The sequence below is a fragment of the Pseudomonas sp. St290 genome (assembly GCF_018325805.1).
Lineage (GTDB): Bacteria > Pseudomonadota > Gammaproteobacteria > Pseudomonadales > Pseudomonadaceae > Aquipseudomonas > Aquipseudomonas bijieensis.
Genome location: NZ_AP014703.1, coordinates 3,806,180 through 3,825,483, shown reverse-complemented (window position 1 = coordinate 3,825,483; position 19,304 = coordinate 3,806,180). Strand labels below are relative to the sequence as shown.

Annotated in this window: 17 protein-coding genes; 16 read left to right on the top strand and 1 reads right to left on the bottom strand. The window is 62.1% G+C overall.

Annotated elements, in window-relative coordinates; translation table 11 throughout:
* Positions 1-194 precede the first annotated feature (194 nt).
* From PBDP_RS16675 to PBDP_RS16645, 7 genes are all read left to right on the top strand, one after another.
* Complete coding sequence (locus tag PBDP_RS16675) at positions 195-1,184, top strand: MBL fold metallo-hydrolase (RefSeq protein ID WP_212800974.1); 990 nt, start codon at positions 195-197, stop codon at positions 1,182-1,184.
* 293 nt (positions 1,185-1,477) lie between these two features.
* Positions 1,478-2,209: a GntR family transcriptional regulator gene (locus PBDP_RS16670; RefSeq protein WP_109753059.1), complete on the top strand. Its 732-nt coding sequence runs from the start codon at positions 1,478-1,480 to the stop codon at positions 2,207-2,209.
* Between the two features lie 131 nt (positions 2,210-2,340).
* A complete protein-coding gene (locus PBDP_RS16665; protein WP_109753058.1) occupies positions 2,341-3,630 on the top strand; it encodes an MFS transporter in 1,290 nt (429 codons plus the stop codon).
* A 28-nt stretch (positions 3,631-3,658) separates the two neighbouring features.
* The gene (locus PBDP_RS16660; protein WP_109753057.1) at positions 3,659-4,489 is read left to right on the top strand and encodes an amidohydrolase family protein; all 831 of its coding nucleotides are present in this window, start codon (positions 3,659-3,661) and stop codon (positions 4,487-4,489) included.
* Positions 4,490-4,682: 193 nt separating this feature from the next.
* Complete coding sequence (locus tag PBDP_RS16655; RefSeq protein ID WP_212800973.1) at positions 4,683-6,866, top strand: PAS domain-containing sensor histidine kinase; 2,184 nt, start codon at positions 4,683-4,685, stop codon at positions 6,864-6,866.
* Positions 6,863-7,264: a response regulator gene (locus tag PBDP_RS16650; RefSeq protein ID WP_109753055.1), complete on the top strand. Its 402-nt coding sequence runs from the start codon at positions 6,863-6,865 to the stop codon at positions 7,262-7,264. Before PBDP_RS16655 ends, PBDP_RS16650 begins: the two co-directional genes overlap by 4 nt.
* Positions 7,265-7,523: 259 nt before the next feature.
* Complete coding sequence (locus PBDP_RS16645; protein ID WP_109753053.1) at positions 7,524-7,967, top strand: HIT family protein; 444 nt, start codon at positions 7,524-7,526, stop codon at positions 7,965-7,967.
* Positions 7,968-7,990: 23 nt separating this feature from the next.
* Here the strand turns inward: PBDP_RS16645 and PBDP_RS16640 are convergent, their stop codons facing one another.
* Positions 7,991-8,848, bottom strand: a complete 858-nt coding sequence (locus PBDP_RS16640; RefSeq protein WP_212800972.1) for a LysR substrate-binding domain-containing protein — start codon at positions 8,846-8,848, stop codon at positions 7,991-7,993.
* A gap of 242 nt (positions 8,849-9,090) precedes the next feature.
* Between PBDP_RS16640 and PBDP_RS16635 the strand changes: the two genes are divergently transcribed.
* The 9 genes from PBDP_RS16635 to metC are packed head-to-tail and all read left to right on the top strand — an operon-like array spanning position 9,091 to position 19,246.
* Positions 9,091-9,933, top strand: coding sequence for a transporter substrate-binding domain-containing protein (locus PBDP_RS16635; protein WP_116832592.1), 843 nt, complete (start codon positions 9,091-9,093; stop codon positions 9,931-9,933).
* A gap of 53 nt (positions 9,934-9,986) precedes the next feature.
* Positions 9,987-10,838: a transporter substrate-binding domain-containing protein gene (locus tag PBDP_RS16630; RefSeq protein WP_212800971.1), complete on the top strand. Its 852-nt coding sequence runs from the start codon at positions 9,987-9,989 to the stop codon at positions 10,836-10,838.
* Positions 10,835-12,259, top strand: a complete 1,425-nt coding sequence (locus PBDP_RS16625; protein ID WP_109753049.1) for an FAD-binding oxidoreductase — start codon at positions 10,835-10,837, stop codon at positions 12,257-12,259. Before PBDP_RS16630 ends, PBDP_RS16625 begins: the two co-directional genes overlap by 4 nt.
* Positions 12,256-13,467 carry an aminotransferase class I/II-fold pyridoxal phosphate-dependent enzyme gene (locus PBDP_RS16620; RefSeq protein ID WP_109753048.1) on the top strand — a complete coding sequence of 404 codons (1,212 nt, stop codon included), beginning with the start codon at positions 12,256-12,258 and terminating at the stop codon, positions 13,465-13,467. Before PBDP_RS16625 ends, PBDP_RS16620 begins: the two co-directional genes overlap by 4 nt.
* Positions 13,464-14,198: an amino acid ABC transporter permease gene (locus PBDP_RS16615; protein WP_109753047.1), complete on the top strand. Its 735-nt coding sequence runs from the start codon at positions 13,464-13,466 to the stop codon at positions 14,196-14,198. Before PBDP_RS16620 ends, PBDP_RS16615 begins: the two co-directional genes overlap by 4 nt.
* Entirely contained in the window at positions 14,188-14,976 is a 789-nt protein-coding gene (locus tag PBDP_RS16610; RefSeq protein WP_109753046.1) for an amino acid ABC transporter permease, read from the top strand. The genes PBDP_RS16615 and PBDP_RS16610 overlap by 11 nt, the downstream gene beginning before the upstream one ends.
* Positions 14,963-15,799 (top strand): amino acid ABC transporter ATP-binding protein, encoded by an 837-nt coding sequence (locus PBDP_RS16605; RefSeq protein WP_109753045.1) that lies wholly within the window; start codon positions 14,963-14,965, stop codon positions 15,797-15,799. Before PBDP_RS16610 ends, PBDP_RS16605 begins: the two co-directional genes overlap by 14 nt.
* A 30-nt stretch (positions 15,800-15,829) precedes the next feature.
* On the top strand, positions 15,830-16,429 hold the full coding sequence (locus PBDP_RS16600) for a cysteine dioxygenase family protein (protein WP_025569695.1): 600 nt from the start codon (positions 15,830-15,832) through the stop codon (positions 16,427-16,429).
* A 45-nt stretch (positions 16,430-16,474) separates the two neighbouring features.
* Positions 16,475-19,246, top strand: coding sequence for a cystathionine beta-lyase (metC, locus tag PBDP_RS16595; protein ID WP_212800970.1), 2,772 nt, complete (start codon positions 16,475-16,477; stop codon positions 19,244-19,246).
* Positions 19,247-19,304: the final 58 nt, after the last annotated feature.

Genomic DNA, 19,304 nt, shown 5'->3' with positions numbered 1-19,304 from the left:
GAGCAGAGGGCTTCATTCTTGGACGCGGAGCGCGGGCATGCGAGTTAAACGTTGTTAATTGCGTTCGGGTGCGGCGCCGAGCGCGCACTCATTCAGCACATGGCTGCAATTTTTGCGCTGTGAGGCGAGTGCATGATGACCTTCTCCGGCTGGCGTATGGGTGGCCGTTCTTCCGACTCGATCAAGGTGAAGGTATGAAGCATTCTCTGGTGTGCGCACTGCGCGGAGCGGGCCTGGCATTGGCGCTGACATCGTTGGACGCCCTGGCCCAGGCGCCGCTGCAGGCCACTCAAGTTCCCGGTTATTACCGCCTGGCGGTGGGCGACTACGAAGTGACGGCGCTGTTCGACGGCTACAACGATCTGTCGCCCAAGCTGCTCGAAGGCCTGAGCCAAAGCCAGATCCGCGCCTTGCTCGCCCGTCGCTCGATTGAAACACCGGGAGTGCAGACCGCGTTCAATGCTTTTCTGGTCAATACCGGTCAGCAACTGATCCTGGTGGACACCGGTGCCGGTCAGTGCATCGGCGCCACGGCTGGAATGCTCTCGGCGAACATGCAGGCCGCCGGTTATCGTCCGGAGCAGGTCGATGCCATCCTGCTTACTCATTTGCATCTGGATCACGTGTGCGGGCTGGTCGACGACAAGCAGCAACCGCTGTTCGCCAACGCTACGGTCTATGCGGCGAAGGCAGAAGCCGATTACTGGCTCGATCCCCAGGCGATGGCCAAGGCACCCGCCGGTGCCCGGGAGTTCTTCAAGATCGCTCAGGATTCCACCGCGCCTTATGTGGCAGCCGGCCGCTTCAAGACCTTCGCCGGCGGCCAGTCACCGCTGCCCGGTGTCGATGCCGCGCTGGAGCCAGGGCACACGCCGGGTAGCACCACGTACCGCTTTACCTCCCAAGGCCAGAGCATCCTGTTCATGGGCGACCTGGTGCATAACCTGGCGGTGCAGTTCGAGCATCCCGAGGTATCGATTCGTTTCGATGTCGACAATAAACGGGCGATCAAGAGCCGGGCCAAGGTGTTCAACGAGGCAGCTACCGCCAAGACCTGGGTGGCGGCAGCACATCTGCCGTTTCCAGGCATGGGGCATATCAGTGCAGTGGGCGGGCACTTCCAGTGGGTGCCGGTCGAGTATGGGCCTTATCAACGGGCAGCCAAGGTGCCGATGATCGAATGAAATCCGATTGCTTGCGCCGATAAAACAGGCCTTGCTTCACTGCCGGAACAATAATCGATCTTCAACACCCGAGAGTCGGCGTCAGCGTGTTTCGACCTGAGCCCTGACGTCGACCCAATGTCGGTAATTAATCCCCACCCAACCTGACTACCACTCGCCACCGTGACGGGTAGAGCAGAGTGCTGGCCATTTGTCAGCCAGCTAGCCCGCGCATTCTTGACAATCCATCTACTTGGGCAAATACTCGCGTCCATATTCATATATATGACTAGATAACAAGGTGAATAAGGTCGATGAAAGCTCTCTCCAGCGATGTCCGTCTGCCGCTCTATCAACGTTTGCGCGACCAATTGGCCGAGCAGATCGCCAATAATCGCTGGCGCCCGGGGGAGGCGATCCCGACTGAGGCTGCGTTGTCGGCGGAGTATCAATTGTCCACCGGTACTGTGCGCAAGGCTGTCGATGCGCTGGTCAGCGAGGGCATCCTGGAGCGTCAGCAAGGGCGCGGTACTTTCATTCGTCGACCGCAGTTCCAGTCGTCGCTGTTCCGTTTTTTCCGCTTTCAAAGTGCATCGGGCGAACGTCGGGTTCCCGAGAGCCGCATCCTGTCCGTGGAGCCGGTGGCCGCGCCTTCGGCGGTGGCCCAGGCGTTGGGGCTGCCGGTGGATGCACCGGTCATCCGCATTGTGCGGGTGCGTCTGCTGGAGGTGAAACCGGTGCTCGCCGAGGAAATCTGGCTGCCCCGTAGCCGCTTCCAACCCTTGCTCGAGATCGACCTGAGTCAACAGGGCCCGCTGCTCTATCCCATCTACGAAGAAACCTGTGGCCAGGTCGTCGCCTATGCCGAAGAAACCCTTACCGCCGAATCGGTGAATGAGGTGCACGCAAGATTGCTGCAGGTGCCGGTCAACAGCCCTGTGGTGGTGATCGAACGCCTGGCACGTGACTACGCCGGTAATCCGCTGGAATGGCGACGCTCGCGCGGGCACGCCGAGCATTTCCGCTACAGCGTGGAAATCCGCTGACCCTGCCCGGCTAGTGCGTTCAGCGGCGCATCGGTCGCCGCTGTCTTTATCGTTTTGTTTGCCATGACTGGCCCTGTAGCGGCGCGGTTCGCTCTCGGCTGCCTTTCGTTCCACTTATAAGGATAAGAAGCATGTTCAGTTGGTATCGCCAAGTCACTGCGCGGGAGCGCAAAACGTTTTGGGCCTGTTTCGGCGGATGGTCGCTCGACGCCTTGGAAGTACAGATGTTCGGCCTGGCGATACCGGCGCTGATCGCCGCGTTCGCCCTGACCAAGGGCGATGCCGGGTTGGTCAGCGGCGTGACCCTGGTCACTTCGGCCCTGGGCGGTTGGGTCGGCGGGACGCTATCGGACCGCTACGGTCGGGTGCGCACGTTGCAATGGATGATCTTGTGGTTTTCGTTCTTCACCTTCCTGTCGGCGTTCGTCACCGGCTTCCACTCGTTGTTGATCGTCAAGGCGCTGCAGGGCTTCGGGATCGGCGGAGAGTGGGCCGCCGGTGCGGTATTGATGGCCGAGACCATCAACCCAAAATACCGCGGCAAGGTCATGGGCACCGTACAAAGCGCTTGGGCGGTGGGTTGGGGGCTGGCGGTCGGCGTCTTCACGCTGATCTACTCCCTCGTGCCGCAGGACATGGCCTGGCGGGTGATGTTCGTCGTGGGCCTGCTGCCGTCGTTCCTGATCATCTGGGTGCGGCGCAACGTTGAAGAGCCCGACAGTTTCCAGCGCCTGAAAAAAGACAACGTCATTCCCCAGAGTTTCTTCAAATCCCTGGCCGGCATCTTTCGTCCCGAGTTGATCCGTGTGACCTTGTTTGGCGGCTTGCTGGGGCTGGGTGCGCACGGCGGTTACCACGCCGTGATGACCTGGCTGCCGACTTTCCTCAAGACCGAACGCAACCTGTCGGTGCTCAACTCCGGCGGCTATCTGGCGGTGATCATCTTCGCCTTCTGGTGCGGCTGCGTGGTCAGTGGCTTGTTGATCGATCGCATTGGTCGTCGGAAAAACATCGTGTTGTTCGCGCTGTGCTGTGTGGTCACCGTGCAGTGCTATGTGTTCCTGCCGTTGACCAACACCCAGATGCTGTTCCTGGGGTTCCCGCTTGGCTTCTTCGCGGCCGGTATTCCGGCGAGCCTCGGGGCGTTTTTCAACGAATTGTACCCGGCGGATGTGCGCGGCGCCGGCGTGGGGTTCTGCTACAACTTCGGCCGGGTGCTCTCGGCGGTGTTCCCGTTCCTGGTCGGCCACATGAGCGATTCCATGTCCTTGGGCTCGGCCATTGGCATCGACGCCGGGATCGCCTACGGCGTGGCGGTGATCGCGGCGCTGTGCCTGCCGGAAACCCGTGGCCGCAGCCTGGAAGCCACTGTTGCATCTGCGCCTGTGGTTGAGCGTGACAGCCAGGGCGCCCGGGCCTGATTTTCCTTATTGTCGATAGATGAGCCTCATGCCTGATACCTGTACTAAACCGATCACCGGCATTGACTGCCACGCCCACGTGTTCAGCCGCGAGCTGGAGCTGGCCGCTGTCCGGCGCTACACACCTGACTATGACGCCACGCTCGCTCAATACCTGAGCCACCTGCACGCCCACGGCTTGAGCCATGGCGTGTTGGTGCAGCCGAGCTTTCTCGGCACCGATAACCGCTACCTGCTCGCTGCGCTACGGCAAGCACCGGAGCAGTTGCGCGGCGTCGTGGTGCTGGAGCGGGACGTCAGCCGAGCCGAGCTGGACGACATGGCCCGGCTGGGCGTGGTCGGTGTTCGCTTGAACCTGATGGGCAAAGCCTTGCCTGATTTTCGCGACGTCGCCTGGTACGGTTTTTTGGGTCATCTCGCGGAGCTGGATTGGCATGTCGAGTTGCATGCCAACCTGGCGGACTTGCCGGGGCTGATCGGTCAGCTGTTACCGTTTGGCATCCGTTTGGTGGTCGATCACTTCGGTCGCCCGGATGCGCGTGTGGGGCTGGATCAACCTGGCTTTGTCCAATTGATGGAGCTTGGGCGAGGCGGGCAGGTCTGGATGAAGGTGTCCGGCATCTATCGACTGGGCGCAACGGCCCCGCAGAACCTTGAATTCGCCCGCGCCTCGTTGACGTTGCTGGAACAATCTTTCGGTCCCGAGCGCCTGGTGTGGGGCAGCGACTGGCCGCACACGCAGCATGAAGAAAGTGTCGGCTTTGAAACGGTCATGGGGCAGTTGCGCGCATTGCAGTGTTCGGCGCCACTGATGCATGCGTTAATGGTTCAGGCCCCCCAGGCATTATTCAGGTTTTGAGGTGCAAGGCCTGTGACGTCGAGTTTTCCTGAACTCGCCCGGTGAATAGGGATCTAGACTCCATTGAAGCCCTGTGAGCAGTAGCCGTATCCGTCTCTAGAAGGATTTGCGCGCTGGAAGCATCGGCCCAGGCTATGGCGGCCGGGGCGCTGGACAGCGAGGGCGTTTCAGCCAGGCGGTTTGAGGAAGACTGATGTCGAACATTGAAGAGCTACCCATGGAAGCGTGCACGGCAAGCGAGTATGAAAGCTTGATCGCGATGGGGACGAGCGCGCTCGATGCCATTCCTGGTGCGGTGTACCTGTGCGATCGCCAGGGTTGGCTCGTGCGGTACAACAGTGAGGCGGCCGAGCTGTGGGGAAGGGCGCCAGTACTCGGAGAGAATGGCGCCCGTTTCTGCGGTGCCTATCGTCTGTTCCTGACCGACGGTACGCCGCTGCCATTCGAACACTGCCCGACCGCCTCGGCGCTCAATACCGGCATAGCCTCGCGCAACCAGGAAGTGCTCATCCAGCGCCCGGATGGCTCGCGCTTCGTGGCGCTGATGAACATCCGCGCCCTCAGGGATCGGCGCGGCGTCGTCCAAGGGGTGATCAATTGCTTCCAGGACGTCTCGGCGCATCACGCCATGGCCGAGGAGCTGCGGCGCAAGAGTGCCGACTTGGAAGACTTTTTCGAAAACAGCGCCGTGGGCCTGCATATCGTCAGTGGCGAGGGCATCATCCTGCGCGCCAACAAGGCGGAGCTGGCGCTGCTGGGTTATCCGGCGCAAGAATACATCGGGCGGCACATCACCGAGTTTCATGTCGACGAACCGGTTATCGGCGACATCCTCACCAAACTGGGCAGTGGCGATTGCCTGGAGAGCTATCCGGCGCGCCTGAGGGCGAAAGATGGCTCGATCAAGCATGTCACGATCACCTCGAACGGGCGCTTCGAGGACGGAAAGCTCTTCAACACCCGTTGTTTCACCATCGACAGAAGCTGCGTCCATGCGGCCGAGGCGGCACGCCAGGACAGCGATGAGCGGCTTTCGGCGACCTATGAGGCGGTGACCATCGGAATTTCCGAGGTCGATATCGACGGTCGCTTGCTCCGGGTGAACGATGCCCTGTGCAACATGCTGGGGCGGTCGCGCGAAGAGCTCCTGTCGATGACGTTTCTGGACTACACCCACCCGGACTGTATTCAGCAGGATGCCGGGTTGTACGCCCGCCAGGTGGCCGGTGAGCTGGAGAACTACGTGCTACGCAAACGCGCCCTGAAGCCCGATGGCGAGGTGGTTTACCTCGACATCCACAGCTCGTCGGTGAGGGACGCCAACGGTACGTTTCGTTATGGCGTGCGGGTGCTGCAGGACGTCACGCTGGCGCGGCGGATGGAAAACCAGGTCCGCGAAAGCGAACGGCACATGCGCAATCTTCTCGAAGCGCTGCCTGCCGCGGTGTATACCACCGACGCCGATGGCCGTATCACCTTCTACAATCGCGCCGCTGTCGAACTCTCGGGTCGCACGCCGCAGTTGGGCGAGATGTGGTGTGTGACCTGGAAGCTGTTCAATACGGACGGCAGCGCACTTCCCCATGATCAATGCCCGATGGCGGTGGCGCTGAAGGAAAACCGGCCGATACGCGGCGTCGAGGCGGTTGCGCAGCGGCCGGATGGCAGCTATGTCCCGTTCACGCCGTTTCCCACGCCGTTGCATGACGCCGATGGAAATCTGGTGGGCGCCATCAACATGCTGGTCGATATTTCCGAACGCAAACAGGCGGAAAACCGGCAGAAGACGCTGATCGATGAGCTCAATCACCGGGTCAAGAACACCCTGGCGACGGTGCAATCGCTGGCGGCCCAGACCGCGCGCAATGCAGAGGATGCGAAAGACGGCTACAGGCGTTTCGAGGCCAGGCTCCTGGCGTTGTCGCGGGCACACGATCTCTTGACCAAGCGCCATTGGGGGCAGACTCCGCTTCACACCCTGGCCCTTGAAGTGCTGATGCCGGTCTTTGGCCATGAACCTGGCCGCGTCGTGATCGAAGGTGCTTCTGCGGATGTCGGTACCCGGGTGGCGCTCAATCTGACGATGACCCTCAATGAACTGGCGATCAACGCGCTTAAATACGGGGCCATGTCGGTCGAGACGGGGACGCTTTCAGTTACCTGGCACCTGCAAGCCCAGGCAGACGGAACGCTGCTGACCCTCGACTGGCGTGAACAAGGCGGGCCGCCCGTGTCACCCCCTGGACGGGAAGGGCTGGGTTCTCGCTTGATGAAGCGCTGCATCGAGCGTGACCTGGCTGGCAAGTTCGACCTCATCTACGCTCCGCAAGGCGTTTGCTGCCGCTTTTCGTTTCTGATTGGAGTATCTGGGGCATGACCCCATTTGCTGGGGTCAGGGTGCTGGTCGTCGAGGACGAAGGTGCGATTGCCCTGTTGATCGAGGAAATGCTGGAAGAGCTCGGATGCGAAGTGGTGGCGTCAGTCGCCCGGCTCGCTGCGGCATGTGATATAGCCGGTTCGGTGCAGGTTGACCTGGCGATCCTGGACGTCAACCTGGCTGGCGAGCGTGTTTTCCCGGTGGCCGAAATTCTTCGCGGTCGCAATATTCCCTTTCTATTCAGCACCGGATACGGCGCCAGCGGGCTATCCGCCGAATATGCCGGGTGCCCGGTTCTGCACAAACCGTTCTCACAAAGCGAGCTGCAGCAGAAAATTGCCGTTACGCTGGCGGGCGCTCGCGACAGCGACTTGGCCTTCAGCTCCGATGCCAACTGACCCGGCGCTATCGCGAGCAGGCTCGCTCCCACAGTTTTTTCGAGTACTCGCAAAAGTCGTGTCCGGCCCAAATCCCTGTGGGAGCGAGCCTGCTCGCGATAGTGGCGGCACAGCCAACATCACAGCCGACTGATGCAACACTATCGCCAGCAAGCCCAGCCCTGACTTTCAAACCGGCCTCTACGAGACGTTGCCTCTGGACTGTGCTAAATCTCTACCGGCAGCCCACCAACCGCTCTTACCCATTGAAGGAGTGATCATGAGTCTCCACGGTCATTACGATCCGCAGAACATCTTTGCGCTGATCCTTCGCGGCGATGCGCCGTGCTACAAGATTTACGAAGACGCCGATGTGATGGCCTTCCTGGATATTTTTCCTCAATCGCGCGGCCATGTCCTGGTCATCCCCAAAGGCTCCCAGGCACGCAATATCCTTGAGGTCGAGCCCGCTGTCCTGGGCGCGATGATATCTGCCGTGCAGCACCTGACGCGGATCATCGTGGACGAGTTGCAGCCGGACGGGGTCCAGGTCGCGCAGTTCAATGGAGCCGTGGCCGGGCAAACGGTCTATCACATTCACATGCACATCATTCCACGCTGGGAAGGTGAGGCGCCCGGTGTGCATGGCAGGGGCAAGGCTGATCCCGCAGAGCTGGAAGCACTCCAGGCTCGTCTGGTCGAGCGCATTCGCTCAGAGGCGTGATAGCGCACGGGGCACGGGTCGCATCAGTTGCCGTGCCCCTGGCTGTTGCGGACCAACTCATAAGCCCGGCGTACCAATGGATTGACAGTATTCGGTCGAATCCACAGGTGATAGGTCACGTCCGGTAGCCGCGGTAAACCATCGTTTTCTCCCAATACCCGCATATCCGGCCCGAGCATTTCCATGCTGCGGGGCGTGACGCCCAACCCTGCGCGGGTCGCGGCCTTGATGCCGATCAGGTTCGAGGCCAGGTAGGCCTGGCGCCAGGGGGTATTGGCGCGTTCGAGCGCCTCGAGGGCATAGCGGCGATAGATGCTGGGTTCGTCCACCAGGATCAGCGGCAACGGCTCGCCGGGATTGTGAAGGTACTGGGCCGAGCAGATCCACCACACCGGCGAGGTGCGCAAGGCGAAGCCTTCGAGGCTGGGATCCTGGCGGGTGGAAATGATCATGTCGACCTTGCCGCGACGCAGGTCGTCCATCAGGAACGGGCTGCGCCCGACATCGATCTCCAGGCGCAGGCGCGGGGCCGAGCGGGCGATGTGGCTGAGGATCGGTGGCAGGATGGTGTCGGCGATGTCGTGGGGCGAACCGATGCGCAGTACACCACTGAGGCTGCTCTCTCGCAGGGAACTGAGGACGTCATCATTGAGCGATAGCATCTGCCGCGCATGCCTCAGCAATTGCTGGCCCGCTTCCGTCAGCTGTTTTTGCCGCCCGCGCTTTTCGAACAGGCTCACCCCGACCTGTTGTTCCAGGCGTTGCATGTGCTGGGTCACCGACGATTGCGTGCGGGACAGTTGGGCGCCCGCTTCGGCGAAGCTGTGGTGGTCGACCACAGCGATGAAGGTGCGCAGTAATTCGAGATCGAGGGTCGACATGGCGATTGCTTCATATCAAGGGTGCAAACCTAAACATTACAGAATTTTATGAATTGATGGGAAGAATGTGGCTCGTGGCTTTCTGTGGGGCAATAAAATAGCGGTTATGCGTTTTTTGCCTGAAAGCCAAACCTTTGAAGTTATAACGATATTAGATATTTGAATTTCCTTTGCCTTCGGGGGATACCTAGGATGCCCACTCATCAGGCCGGGGGACGCCGGCCATTCATGAGGGGAAATCCATGTTGCTCGAGCGCTCACCCGTAAAACGATTGCTGCCTGTCATGCTGGGCGCCTTGATCTCATTGTCGGCCGTCGACAGCGTCCGGGCCGATGCCACCCTGGACAAGATCGAGCAACGCCATGAACTGGTGGTCGGCGTGCTGCTGTCCGGTGGTCCGTTCGGTGGCATCGACCCCGCCACCCAGAAACCGCGTGGCTTGAACGTCGACCTGGCCCAGGAATTGGGTCGGCAACTGGGCGCCGAGGTGCAATTGGTGCCGGTATTGCCCGCCAACCGCGTGCAGTTCCTGCAGCAGGGTAAAGTCGATGTGCTGATCGCCAATATGGAATGGACCGCCGAGCGCGGTGAAATCCTCGGGTTCGTGCCCACGCCGTTCTACCGCGTCGGTGGCACCGCGGCGGTACTCAAGGACAGTACGATCAGCCGCTGGGAAGACCTGAAGAATCAACCGGTGTGCACCTCCCAGGGCAGCAGCTATATCAAGCCGCTCACCGAGTTGGGCGTCGAGATCAAGGCCTTCAAGAGCTCCTCGGAATCACTCCTGGCGCTGCGGGGCAACAACTGTGTTGCCGCGGTGCACGACGCCACGCTGATCAATCCGCTGATTGCCGACAACGCCGAATGGCAGGGCTACCGCGCCCTGAGCCCGGAGCTGAACCCGGCACCCTCGGTGATCTGGACGCGCAAGGGCGAGAGCGATACCCAGGCCAGGCTCGATCCGATCATCAAGCAATTGCACCGCAGCGGCTGGCTGATCGAGGCCCAGACCCGTAACCGCATCACGCCGGCGTCACCGGCCTTGGTGGAGTTGCAGAAACAGTTCCAGGCCAACGGCGCCTGAGGACTGTCGCGCCTGCCTTCTCTCCCAACGACCGACGCTCAAGGTAATCACCCATGACTTCATTTTTCATCCCTCGAACCCTGGTCAGCCTGTGCCTGGCATGGTCCATCGGATCGGCTGCCAGCCTGGCCCAGGCCGATGCCACGCTGGACCGGATCGAGCAACGTCACGCGATCAGCGTCGGGGTGATGCTCAGTGGCGCGCCCTTCGGCACGATCGACCCCAAGACTGGCGAACACCTGGGCTACAACGTCGAATTGGCCCAGGGCATCGGCAAGGCGCTGGGCGTGGAAACCCAGACCGTATCGGTCCTGGCGCCAAACCGCGTGCAATTCCTGCAACAGGGCAAAGTCGACATCCTGATCGCCAACATGCAGTTCACCGAAGAGCGCGGCGAGATTCTCGACTATGTGCCCACGCCTTATGAGGAGGTTGGTGGCGCGGCGTTGATTCGCAAGGGTTCCGGCATCAGCCAGTGGGCCGACCTCAAAGGCAAGCCAGTGTGCGTGTCCCAGGGCAGCAATTTCATCAAGCCCCTGCAGGAAACCTATGGCGCACAGATCAAGGCTTTTCGCAGCCAGTCCGAGTCGCTGTTGTCGTTGCGCGGCAATGGCTGCGTGGCCGCGGTCCATGTGAGTCCGACCCTGCATGCGCTGCTGAGTGAAGACGAATGGGCCAGCTATGAAATCCCGCTGCCGGGGGATCTGATTCCGTCGAATTCGGTGATCTGGCTGCGCAAGGGCGAGCACGATACCCAGGCGAAACTCGATGCCATCGTGCGCGACTGGCACCGCAGCGGCTGGCTGATCGAGTTGGGCGAGCGTACCGGCATGGCGCCGTCCCAGGCCCTGCGTGATCTGCATGCCAAGTACAGCAATGCCGCCCCCCTGGCCGCGCAACCATGAGCCAGTCGTTGTTTGCGGCGTTGCAGGCATTGGTGGGTGCCAGGCATGTGCAGAGCAGTGAAGAAGCCGCGCCGTACCTGACCGACAAGCAGGGCCGTTACGTCGGCCAAGTGATTGCCGCGGTACACCCGGCCAGCACCGAAGAGGTGGCGGCGGTGGTCCGGGCTTGCGTCGCGACCGATACGCCCGTGGTGGTGCAGGGCGGCAACACTGGACTGATGGGCGGCGCCACCCCGGACGCCAGCGGTCGCGCCGTGTTGCTATTGCTCGACCGAATGAATCGGGTACGTGCGGTGGACACCGACAACGACACCCTGACTGTAGAGGCGGGCTGCATCCTGCAAACTGTCCAGGAGGTTGCGCGTGCGGCCGGTCGCTTGTTCCCTCTGAGCCTCGGCGCCGAAGGCAGTTGCACCCTCGGCGGCAACCTGGGGACCAATGCCGGCGGCACCGCAGTGCTGCGCTATGGCAATACCCGCGAACTGACCCTGGGCCTGGAAGTCGTGACCGCCCAGGGTGAGATCTGGAACGGCCTGCGCGGCTTGCGCAAGGACAATACCGGCTACGATCTGCGGGACCTGTTTATCGGCAGCGAAGGCACGCTGGGCATTATCACCGCCGCGACCCTGAAGCTGTTTCCACTGCCCAAAGCCCAGGCCACCGCGCTACTGGCGTTCGACTCGTTGGAGCAGGCAGTGGCCTTGCTGTCTCACGCCCGCGCCGGTTTTGGGGCCAGCCTGACGGCCTTCGAGTTGCTCAGCGCCGGGTGCCTTGCATTGTTGCGCGAGCAGTTTCCCGACGGTCCGCGGCCATTCTCCAATGCTCACCAGCCTTGGTTCGCACTGTTGGAACTGTCCGATAACCACAGTGAAAGTCATGCACGGGAAGTCTTCGAACAGGTGCTGGGCGAGGCCTTCGAGCAACACCTGCTGGCCGATGCGCTGATCGCTGAAAACCTCGTCCAGAGCCAGGCGTTCTGGCGACTGCGGGAAAACATGAGCGATGCGCAAAAGCGCGCCGGGCGCAACATCAAGCATGACATCTCGGTGCCGATTTCCCAGGTCGCGGCGTTCGTTGCCCATACCGATGCGCTGCTGCAACAGCATTTTCCCGGCGTGCGGCACTACACCTTCGGTCATCTGGGCGACGGCAACCTGCATTACAACGTTGCCCATCCGCTGGGCTCCACGGTTGACGCGCACATGGCCCATTACACTGCGCTCAGCCAACTGGTCCACGACAGCGCCCATGCCCACGGTGGCTCGATCAGCGCCGAACACGGTATCGGCCAGCGCAAGGTGAACGTGCTGGGGCGCTACAAAAGTGCGGTGGAACTGGACCTGATGCGTCGGATCAAGCAGGCGCTGGATCCGCGCAATCTGCTCAATCCCGGTAAGGTGCTGGAGGACACGCGGCCATGACGCTTTACCTGTCCAAACGCGTGCAGCGGGTCTCGCTGTCAGCCAATGCCGCCGCCAAGTCCCGGGCCACGGCCCTGCGTGAGGCCGGTCGCGACATCCTCGACCTGACCACCGGCGAGCCGGATTTCGATACGCCGGTGCACGTCAAGCAGGCCGCCTACGCCGCCATTGCGGCCGGCGCCACCAAGTACACGCCGACGCCGGGCGTAAGGGCCTTGCGTGAGGCCGTGCAACACAAGCTGCGCACGGAAAACCAGCTGGACTATCCGCTGGCATCCATCGTGATTGCCAACGGTGCGAAACAGATCATCTTCAACGCCTTCGCAGCGACGCTCGATGACGGCGACGAAGTGCTGGTACCGACGCCGTACTGGCCGTCCTTCCCGGACAGTGTGCGTTTCAATGGTGGTGAACCGGTGTTCATCGAATGCGGGCTGGACCAGGGCTGCAAGCTCACGCCGCAACAACTGGAGCAACACATCGGCGAGCGTACGCGCTGGCTGATCCTCAACAGCCCTGGCAACCCCAGTGGCGCGGTGTACAGCGAGGCCGAACTGCAAGGCCTGGCCCAGGTACTTCGGCGTCATGCCCACGTGCTGATTCTGCTGGATGAGCTCTACGAGCACATTCGTTTCGACGGCCGTCCGGTCCAGGGCTTGCTCAACGTCGCGCCCGATCTGCAAGCGCGCTGCCTGCTGGTGGGCGGGGTATCGAAAACCTATGCCATGACCGGCTGGCGCATCGGTTTCGGTGCCGGGCCGCAAGCGTTGACCGATGCCATGACGGTGGTGCAATCGCAATCCACTTCCGGGGCTTCCTCGGTCGGCCAGGCGGCGGCGTTGGCAGCGTTCGAGGGTGGGCTGGATTTCCTCGCGGAACAGGTTGCGGCTTATCGTCAACGCCGTGACGTGCTGGTGAGTAGCTTGCGCAGTGTCGAAGGCCTTGAAGTCCTCGAGCCTCAAGGTGGTTTTTTCGTATTTGTGCGCTGCGCCGGGTTGTTGGGGCGCTACCGCCCGGACGGCCAGCGTCTGGAGCACGATACCGACGTTGTCGAGTACCTGCTGGACGAGGGCGTCGCTGGCGTCGCGGGCGGTGCTTATGGCTTGTCGCCGTGGTTTCGCCTGTCCATCGCCACGGCGACCGCAACCGTTGCCGAAGCGGGCCGCCGAATTGCCCATGCTTGCGGCCGATTGAGGGGCGAGCGATGAGCCATTGGCTGGAGCAGTTCGTCCATTGGAGCGCCGGGCTCGGCCTCAACTACAACTTTTTGCTCGATGCCTATCAGCGCGGCACGCTGGAGCAGGGCGCGTTGACCACGGTGTTGTTGTGCCTGTTGACCATCGTCGGCAGCCTGCTGGCGGGCGTCGGCCTGGCGGCACTGTTGACCTCGGGCAAGCCCTGGCTCGCCAGGCCGGCGCGGGTGTTCATCGAAGTCACCCGCAATACGCCGACCCTGGTCCAGCTGTATTGCGCCTTCCTGGTGCTGAACATGCTGCTGACCGAGGCCGTCGGTGCGGCCAACCCGCTGACACCCTTCGCCTGGGTGGTGATCGTGATCTCGCTGCACAAGGGTGCGTTCCATGCCGAAGCGCTGCGGGCCGGCATCGAGGCGGTGCCTGCGGTGACCCTGGAGGCCGCCAGTTCGCTGGCCTTCGATCACCGCCAATTGTTATGGAACGTGCAACTGCCCCTGGCCCTGCGTTTTGCCTTGCCGTCGCTGATCAATAACCTGATCGACCTGGTGAAAATGACCGCCGTGGCCTCGGCCATTGCGGTGGGCGACATCACCTACGCGGCCATCATGATCTGGACCCAGAGCGATAACGTGCTGGAGCTGATGATTCTGATCCTGGGGTTTTTCGGCTTGCTGAGTTTCACCGTCAATTGCGTGGGGCGCTACCTTGAAGCGCGCCTGAGGATGCCCGGCTATGGCCATTGATTCGTCCGTCATCGTGCCGCTGACTTGGCCGCGTCGACATTTCGGCAAGGTGCTGCTGGGGATCGGAGCGCTGTCCTGGCTGGTGTATTTCGCCCCGCACAGCCCGGTGTTCAAGGCCTTGCTGCAATGGTCACCGGCCCTGGCCGCAGGCTTCGGCCAGAATATTCTCATCAGTCTGCTGGCCATTGGGCTGGGTTCTGCCGCGGGGTTGGTGGTCGGCGCCATGGTCCTGTCGCCCCTGCGCTTGCTGCGCTGGCCGGCACGGATCTGGGTGCAGGTCTTGCGCAACGCGCCGTGGCTGGTGCTGATCTATTTCACCACCTATGTGTTCCCGTTCGAGATTCGTATCGGCCACGGCTATGTCTCGTTTCCCGACTGGATCAAGGTCACCCTCGGCCTGGCGTTGCCGGCCAGTGCCAACGTCGCGGAAATCTTCCGGGGCGCGATTGCCTCGATCCCCAGTACTCAATGGGAGGCCGCGCGCTCCCTGGCGTTCACCCGTGGGCAGATTTTCCGCTCGATCATCCTGCCGCAGTGCTTCAAGCGCATGTTGCCGCCGTGGATGAACCTCTACGCGGTGATCACCATGGGCACCGCGCTGGCCTCCCTGGTGGGCGTGCATGACGTGATCGATACCGCGCAGATCGCCAGCAATACCGTGAACCTGACCGGCTTCACCGTGGTGATCTACCTGAGCCTGCTGGTGCTGTTCTTCGCCTATTGCTACCCGATTTCCCGCCTCACCCAATACCTGGAGCGACGTTATGCCTTCTACTGAAACCGTCGCCGAACCCCTGGTCAGCCTGCGCGACCTGCACCTGTCGTTCGGCAGCAACCCGGTGCTCAAGGGCATTGACCTGGATGTGCGCCGTGGCGAGGCCGTGTCGATCATCGGTCCGTCCGGCTCGGGCAAGTCGACGATCCTGCGTTGCATTACCGGCCTGTTACAGCCCCAGCGCGGCAGCATTCGCGTCGGTGCCACCGAAGTCCACACCCTGGCCCAGGAAGCCCAGCGCATCGAATTGCGCAAGCGCGTGGGGTTTGTGTTCCAGCAGTACAACCTGTTCCCGCATCTGTCGGTGCTGGAGAACCTGGTGATCGCACCGCGCAAGGTCCTGGGTCGCAATCGGGCCGACGCTGAGAAAGACGCCCGCGCCTTGCTCGCCAAGGTGCGCATGGAGCACAAGGCCGATGCCTACCCGGGGCAGCTCTCGGGCGGCCAGCAACAACGGGTGGCGATTGCCCGCGCCCTGGCGATGCGTCCGGAGCTGATTCTGTTCGATGAAGTGACCTCGGCCCTGGACCCGGAAACCGTCGGCGAGGTGTTGACGGTGATTCGCGAGCTGACCGAAGAGGGCATGACCTGCGTGCTGGTGACCCACGAAATGCGCTTCGCCGAGGAGATCAGCGATGTCGTCTATTTCACCGAGAACGGTGTGATCGTCGAGCACGGTAGCGCCGCGCGGATTTTCCAGCACCCCACCAGCGAGCGCACCCGGGAGTTTCTGCGCCATGCCTTGGGTGACCCAGGGCGGCGTCTGCCCAACGCCGATGATCCGTACCTGTTGACCAACCTGAGTCGCTACAGCCTGTCCGTTTAATTGTCTGTTCTGAACAATGGAGCCTGCCCCATGAGCGTGTTTAGCCGTCCCGATGTCATCGAAGCCTTCCTGCAGAAAGTACGCGTCATCCATCAGCGCGGGGTCGATCGTGCCGCGCTGACTGAAATCGTTGGTCTGTTGGAAGGTCTGGCTGAGCGCCGCGACCTGTTCAACTTCGAAACCTTTCCGGCGCCGGTGCCGGGGCAGGGCAGCACCGCGTTCCGCTACCGCCTCAATGACGATGGCGACACTCCGACGTTGTACCTGAACTCGCTGCTGCCGGGCAAAAGCACGATCCCTCACAACCACGAAACCTGGGCGATTATCAGTGCTATCGAGGGCCAGGAAATCAACTACGTCTACCAGCGCGACGACGAGGGGCGTGAACCGGGTTACACCACCCTGCACCTGGAAAAAGAAGTGATCGTGCAGCCCGGCACCTCGATTTCGTTCCTTGGGGAAGACCTGCATGGCATACGGGTCGCCGGAGAACAGCCGACCCTGCATTTCCACCTGTATGGCTTGCCGCTGGAATCGCTCAATGGCCGTTATGGAGTCGAGGCCGATGGGCGGATTCTCAATTACAACGCCTCGCAAATGGCCCCGTCGATCAAGGCCTACGCCCACTGACGCCACCTCGTGCTCCAGTCACTCCATTTTTCCAGCGGGACTCCCATGAGCCAGACCATAACTCCCGGACAACTGCAGCAGTGGTTGTTCGATGGGCAGGAAATCGCCCTGTTTGATGTGCGCGAGCACGGCCAGTACGGCGAAGCCCATCTGTTTTTCGGGGTGAACCTGCCCTATAGCCGATTGGAGTTGGAGGCGCGGCGGCTGGCGCCCAACCCTCGGGTGCGGTTGGTGATCTATGACCAGGATGGCGCGGACCTGGCGGTGCGAGCGGCACAACGCCTGCAAGCGCTGGGCTACATCAATGTGTATAGCCTGGAGGGCGGCGCCGACGGTTGGCAGGCAGCCGGCTATCAGCTGTTTGCCGGTGTGCACGTACCGTCCAAGGCCTTTGGCGAACAGGTGGAGGCCGTCCGGCATACGCCTCACGTCAGCGCCCGTCAACTGGCGCAATGGCAGGCCCGGGGTGAACCCTTGGTGGTACTCGACGGCCGACCGTTGGAGGAGTATCGCAAGATGACCATCCCCGGTTCGATCTGTTGCCCGAATGGCGAACTGGGCTACCGCGTGCACGACCTGGTACCGGACGAGCAGACCCCCATCGTGGTCAATTGCGCGGGTCGAACCCGCAGCATCATCGGCGCCCAGACGCTGATCGACCTGGGGCTCAAGAACCCGATCTATGCCCTGGAGAACGGTACGCAAGGCTGGTACCTGGAAGACCTGCAACTGGAGCATGGTAGCGAGCGCCGTTATGCCGACCAGGTATCGGCCGCTACATTGCCGGCGCAGCGCTTGGCGGCGGCACGACTGGCCGAACGGGCCGGCGTGCCTACCGTCGAGGCTACTCAGGTCGAGCAGTGGGCTGCGGACGCTGGGCGCAGTCTTTTTCTCTGCGACGTGCGCACCGCTGAAGAATTTGCCGCCGGCACGCTGCCAGGAGCACAACACACGCCGGGCGGGCAGTTGATTCAATCCACCGACCTGTATGTTGGCGTACGCCAAGCGCGGGTTGTGCTGTTCGATGACGACGGCGTGCGCGCACCGATCATCGCCAGTTGGTTGCGGCAGTTGGGGCATGAGGCTTTTGTATTGTCGGGTGGGCTGAGCAGTGGCTTGGCATTACCGGTTCCAGCAGTCGTCGCGCCTGAAAAACTGCCGCTGATCAGCGTGCGGGCCTTGGCCGATGCCCTGAAGGATGACGCGGTGGCATTGATCGACCTGCGCTCGAGCAGCGCCTATCGCAAAGCGCATATCGCCGGCGCGCGTTGGTCGATCCGGCCCTTGCTGGCCGCCGCGCTGGCAGATGAACGACGGCCAGTGGTGCTGGTGGCCGATGATTCCCGGCTTGCCGCCCTGGCGGCGCTGGAGCTGCCGCACACGGCAGTGCGCTGGTTGGCCGACGGCGTGGATACCTGGCGTTCGGCAGGCCTTGCATTGCAAGAGGGTGCCCAGACGCTGGCAGATGAACAGTGTATTGATTTCCTCTTCTTCACCCACGACCGCCACGCTGGAAACAAGGACGCGGCGCGCCAATACCTGGCCTGGGAAATCGGCCTGCTGGCACAGATGAGCGCAGACGAAGTCGCCAGCCTGAAGCCGCTGCAACCAGGGTCGCAAAGCGTTGTCGGTGGGCTGGATCGCACCCGCCTGGTCCAGGGCGCGCGCCCGGAAAAAGGCAGCGGTGCCCGCTCGGTCAACGTACCGGTCAGCCGCCTGAGCACGGTGCTGTTCGACAACCTGGCACAGATGCGTGACGCCCGTTCCCGGCGCGACAGCGAGCGAGTCCTGAGTTATGGCGCCCGGGGCAATCCGACGGCCTTCGCCCTGGAAGACCTCGTCACTGAATTGGAAGGTGGTTATCGTACTCGTTTGTTTGGCACTGGCCTGGCTGCCGTGGCGCAAACCTTCCTGGCCTACCTGCGGCCTGGCGATCATGTACTGATCACCGATGCGGTGTATGCCCCGGTACGGCGCGTGGCCCGGGACTTTCTCGAAACCTTCGGCATAGAAGTCGATTACTTCGCCCCCGACGGCAGCGACCTGCCCGGACGACTGCAAGCCAACACCAAAATGGTCTACACCGAAGTGCCCGGTTCATTGCTGTACGAACTCTGCGACTTGCCGGCCATTGCCGCACTCTGCAAGCCGCGGGGCATCCTGCTGGCAGTGGACAATACCTGGGGTTCGGGGGTGCTGTACCGGCCACTGACATTGGGCGCCGACATCTCGATCATGGCCCTGACCAAATACTTGAGCGGCCACAGCGACGTGGTCATGGGCAGCGTTTGCACTCGGCAGGAGGCTTGGCCGGCACTGGCGGCCATGAGCGACACCTTTGGCAATACCGTCAGCCCGGACGACGCCTATCTTGTCCTGCGCGGCGCTCGCACCCTGGCGCCACGCCTGGACATGCACGAACGACAGGCGCTGGAAGTCGCCCATTGGTTGCAGGCACAACCGCAGGTGAAGCGCGTCTTTCATCCAGCCTTGCCCGACCATCCTGGTCACGCCCTTTGGCAGCGGGATTTCAAGGGCAGCAACGGCTTGCTGTCCTTTGAGCTTCGCGAAAATGACGACACTTACCTGGAGCGATTCATCGACGCCTTGCAGGTGTTTGGGTTGGGTGCATCCTGGGGCGGGTTTGAGAGTTTGGTGACTGTCGCTGATACCAAGGACCGGCAACGTGCCGAGGATCGGGCGTTGAATCCGGTGGTGCGCTTGCATGTTGGGTTGGAGGATGTCGAGGTGTTGGTCGAGGACTTGCGGCGGGGGTTCGCACAGGCCGCTTTCGAGCCGCTCACACCCGACCGTTGAGCCTGGAAGCACTGGGGGCACAACCACACCCAGGTTGTGCGCTCCACTTGTTTGAACC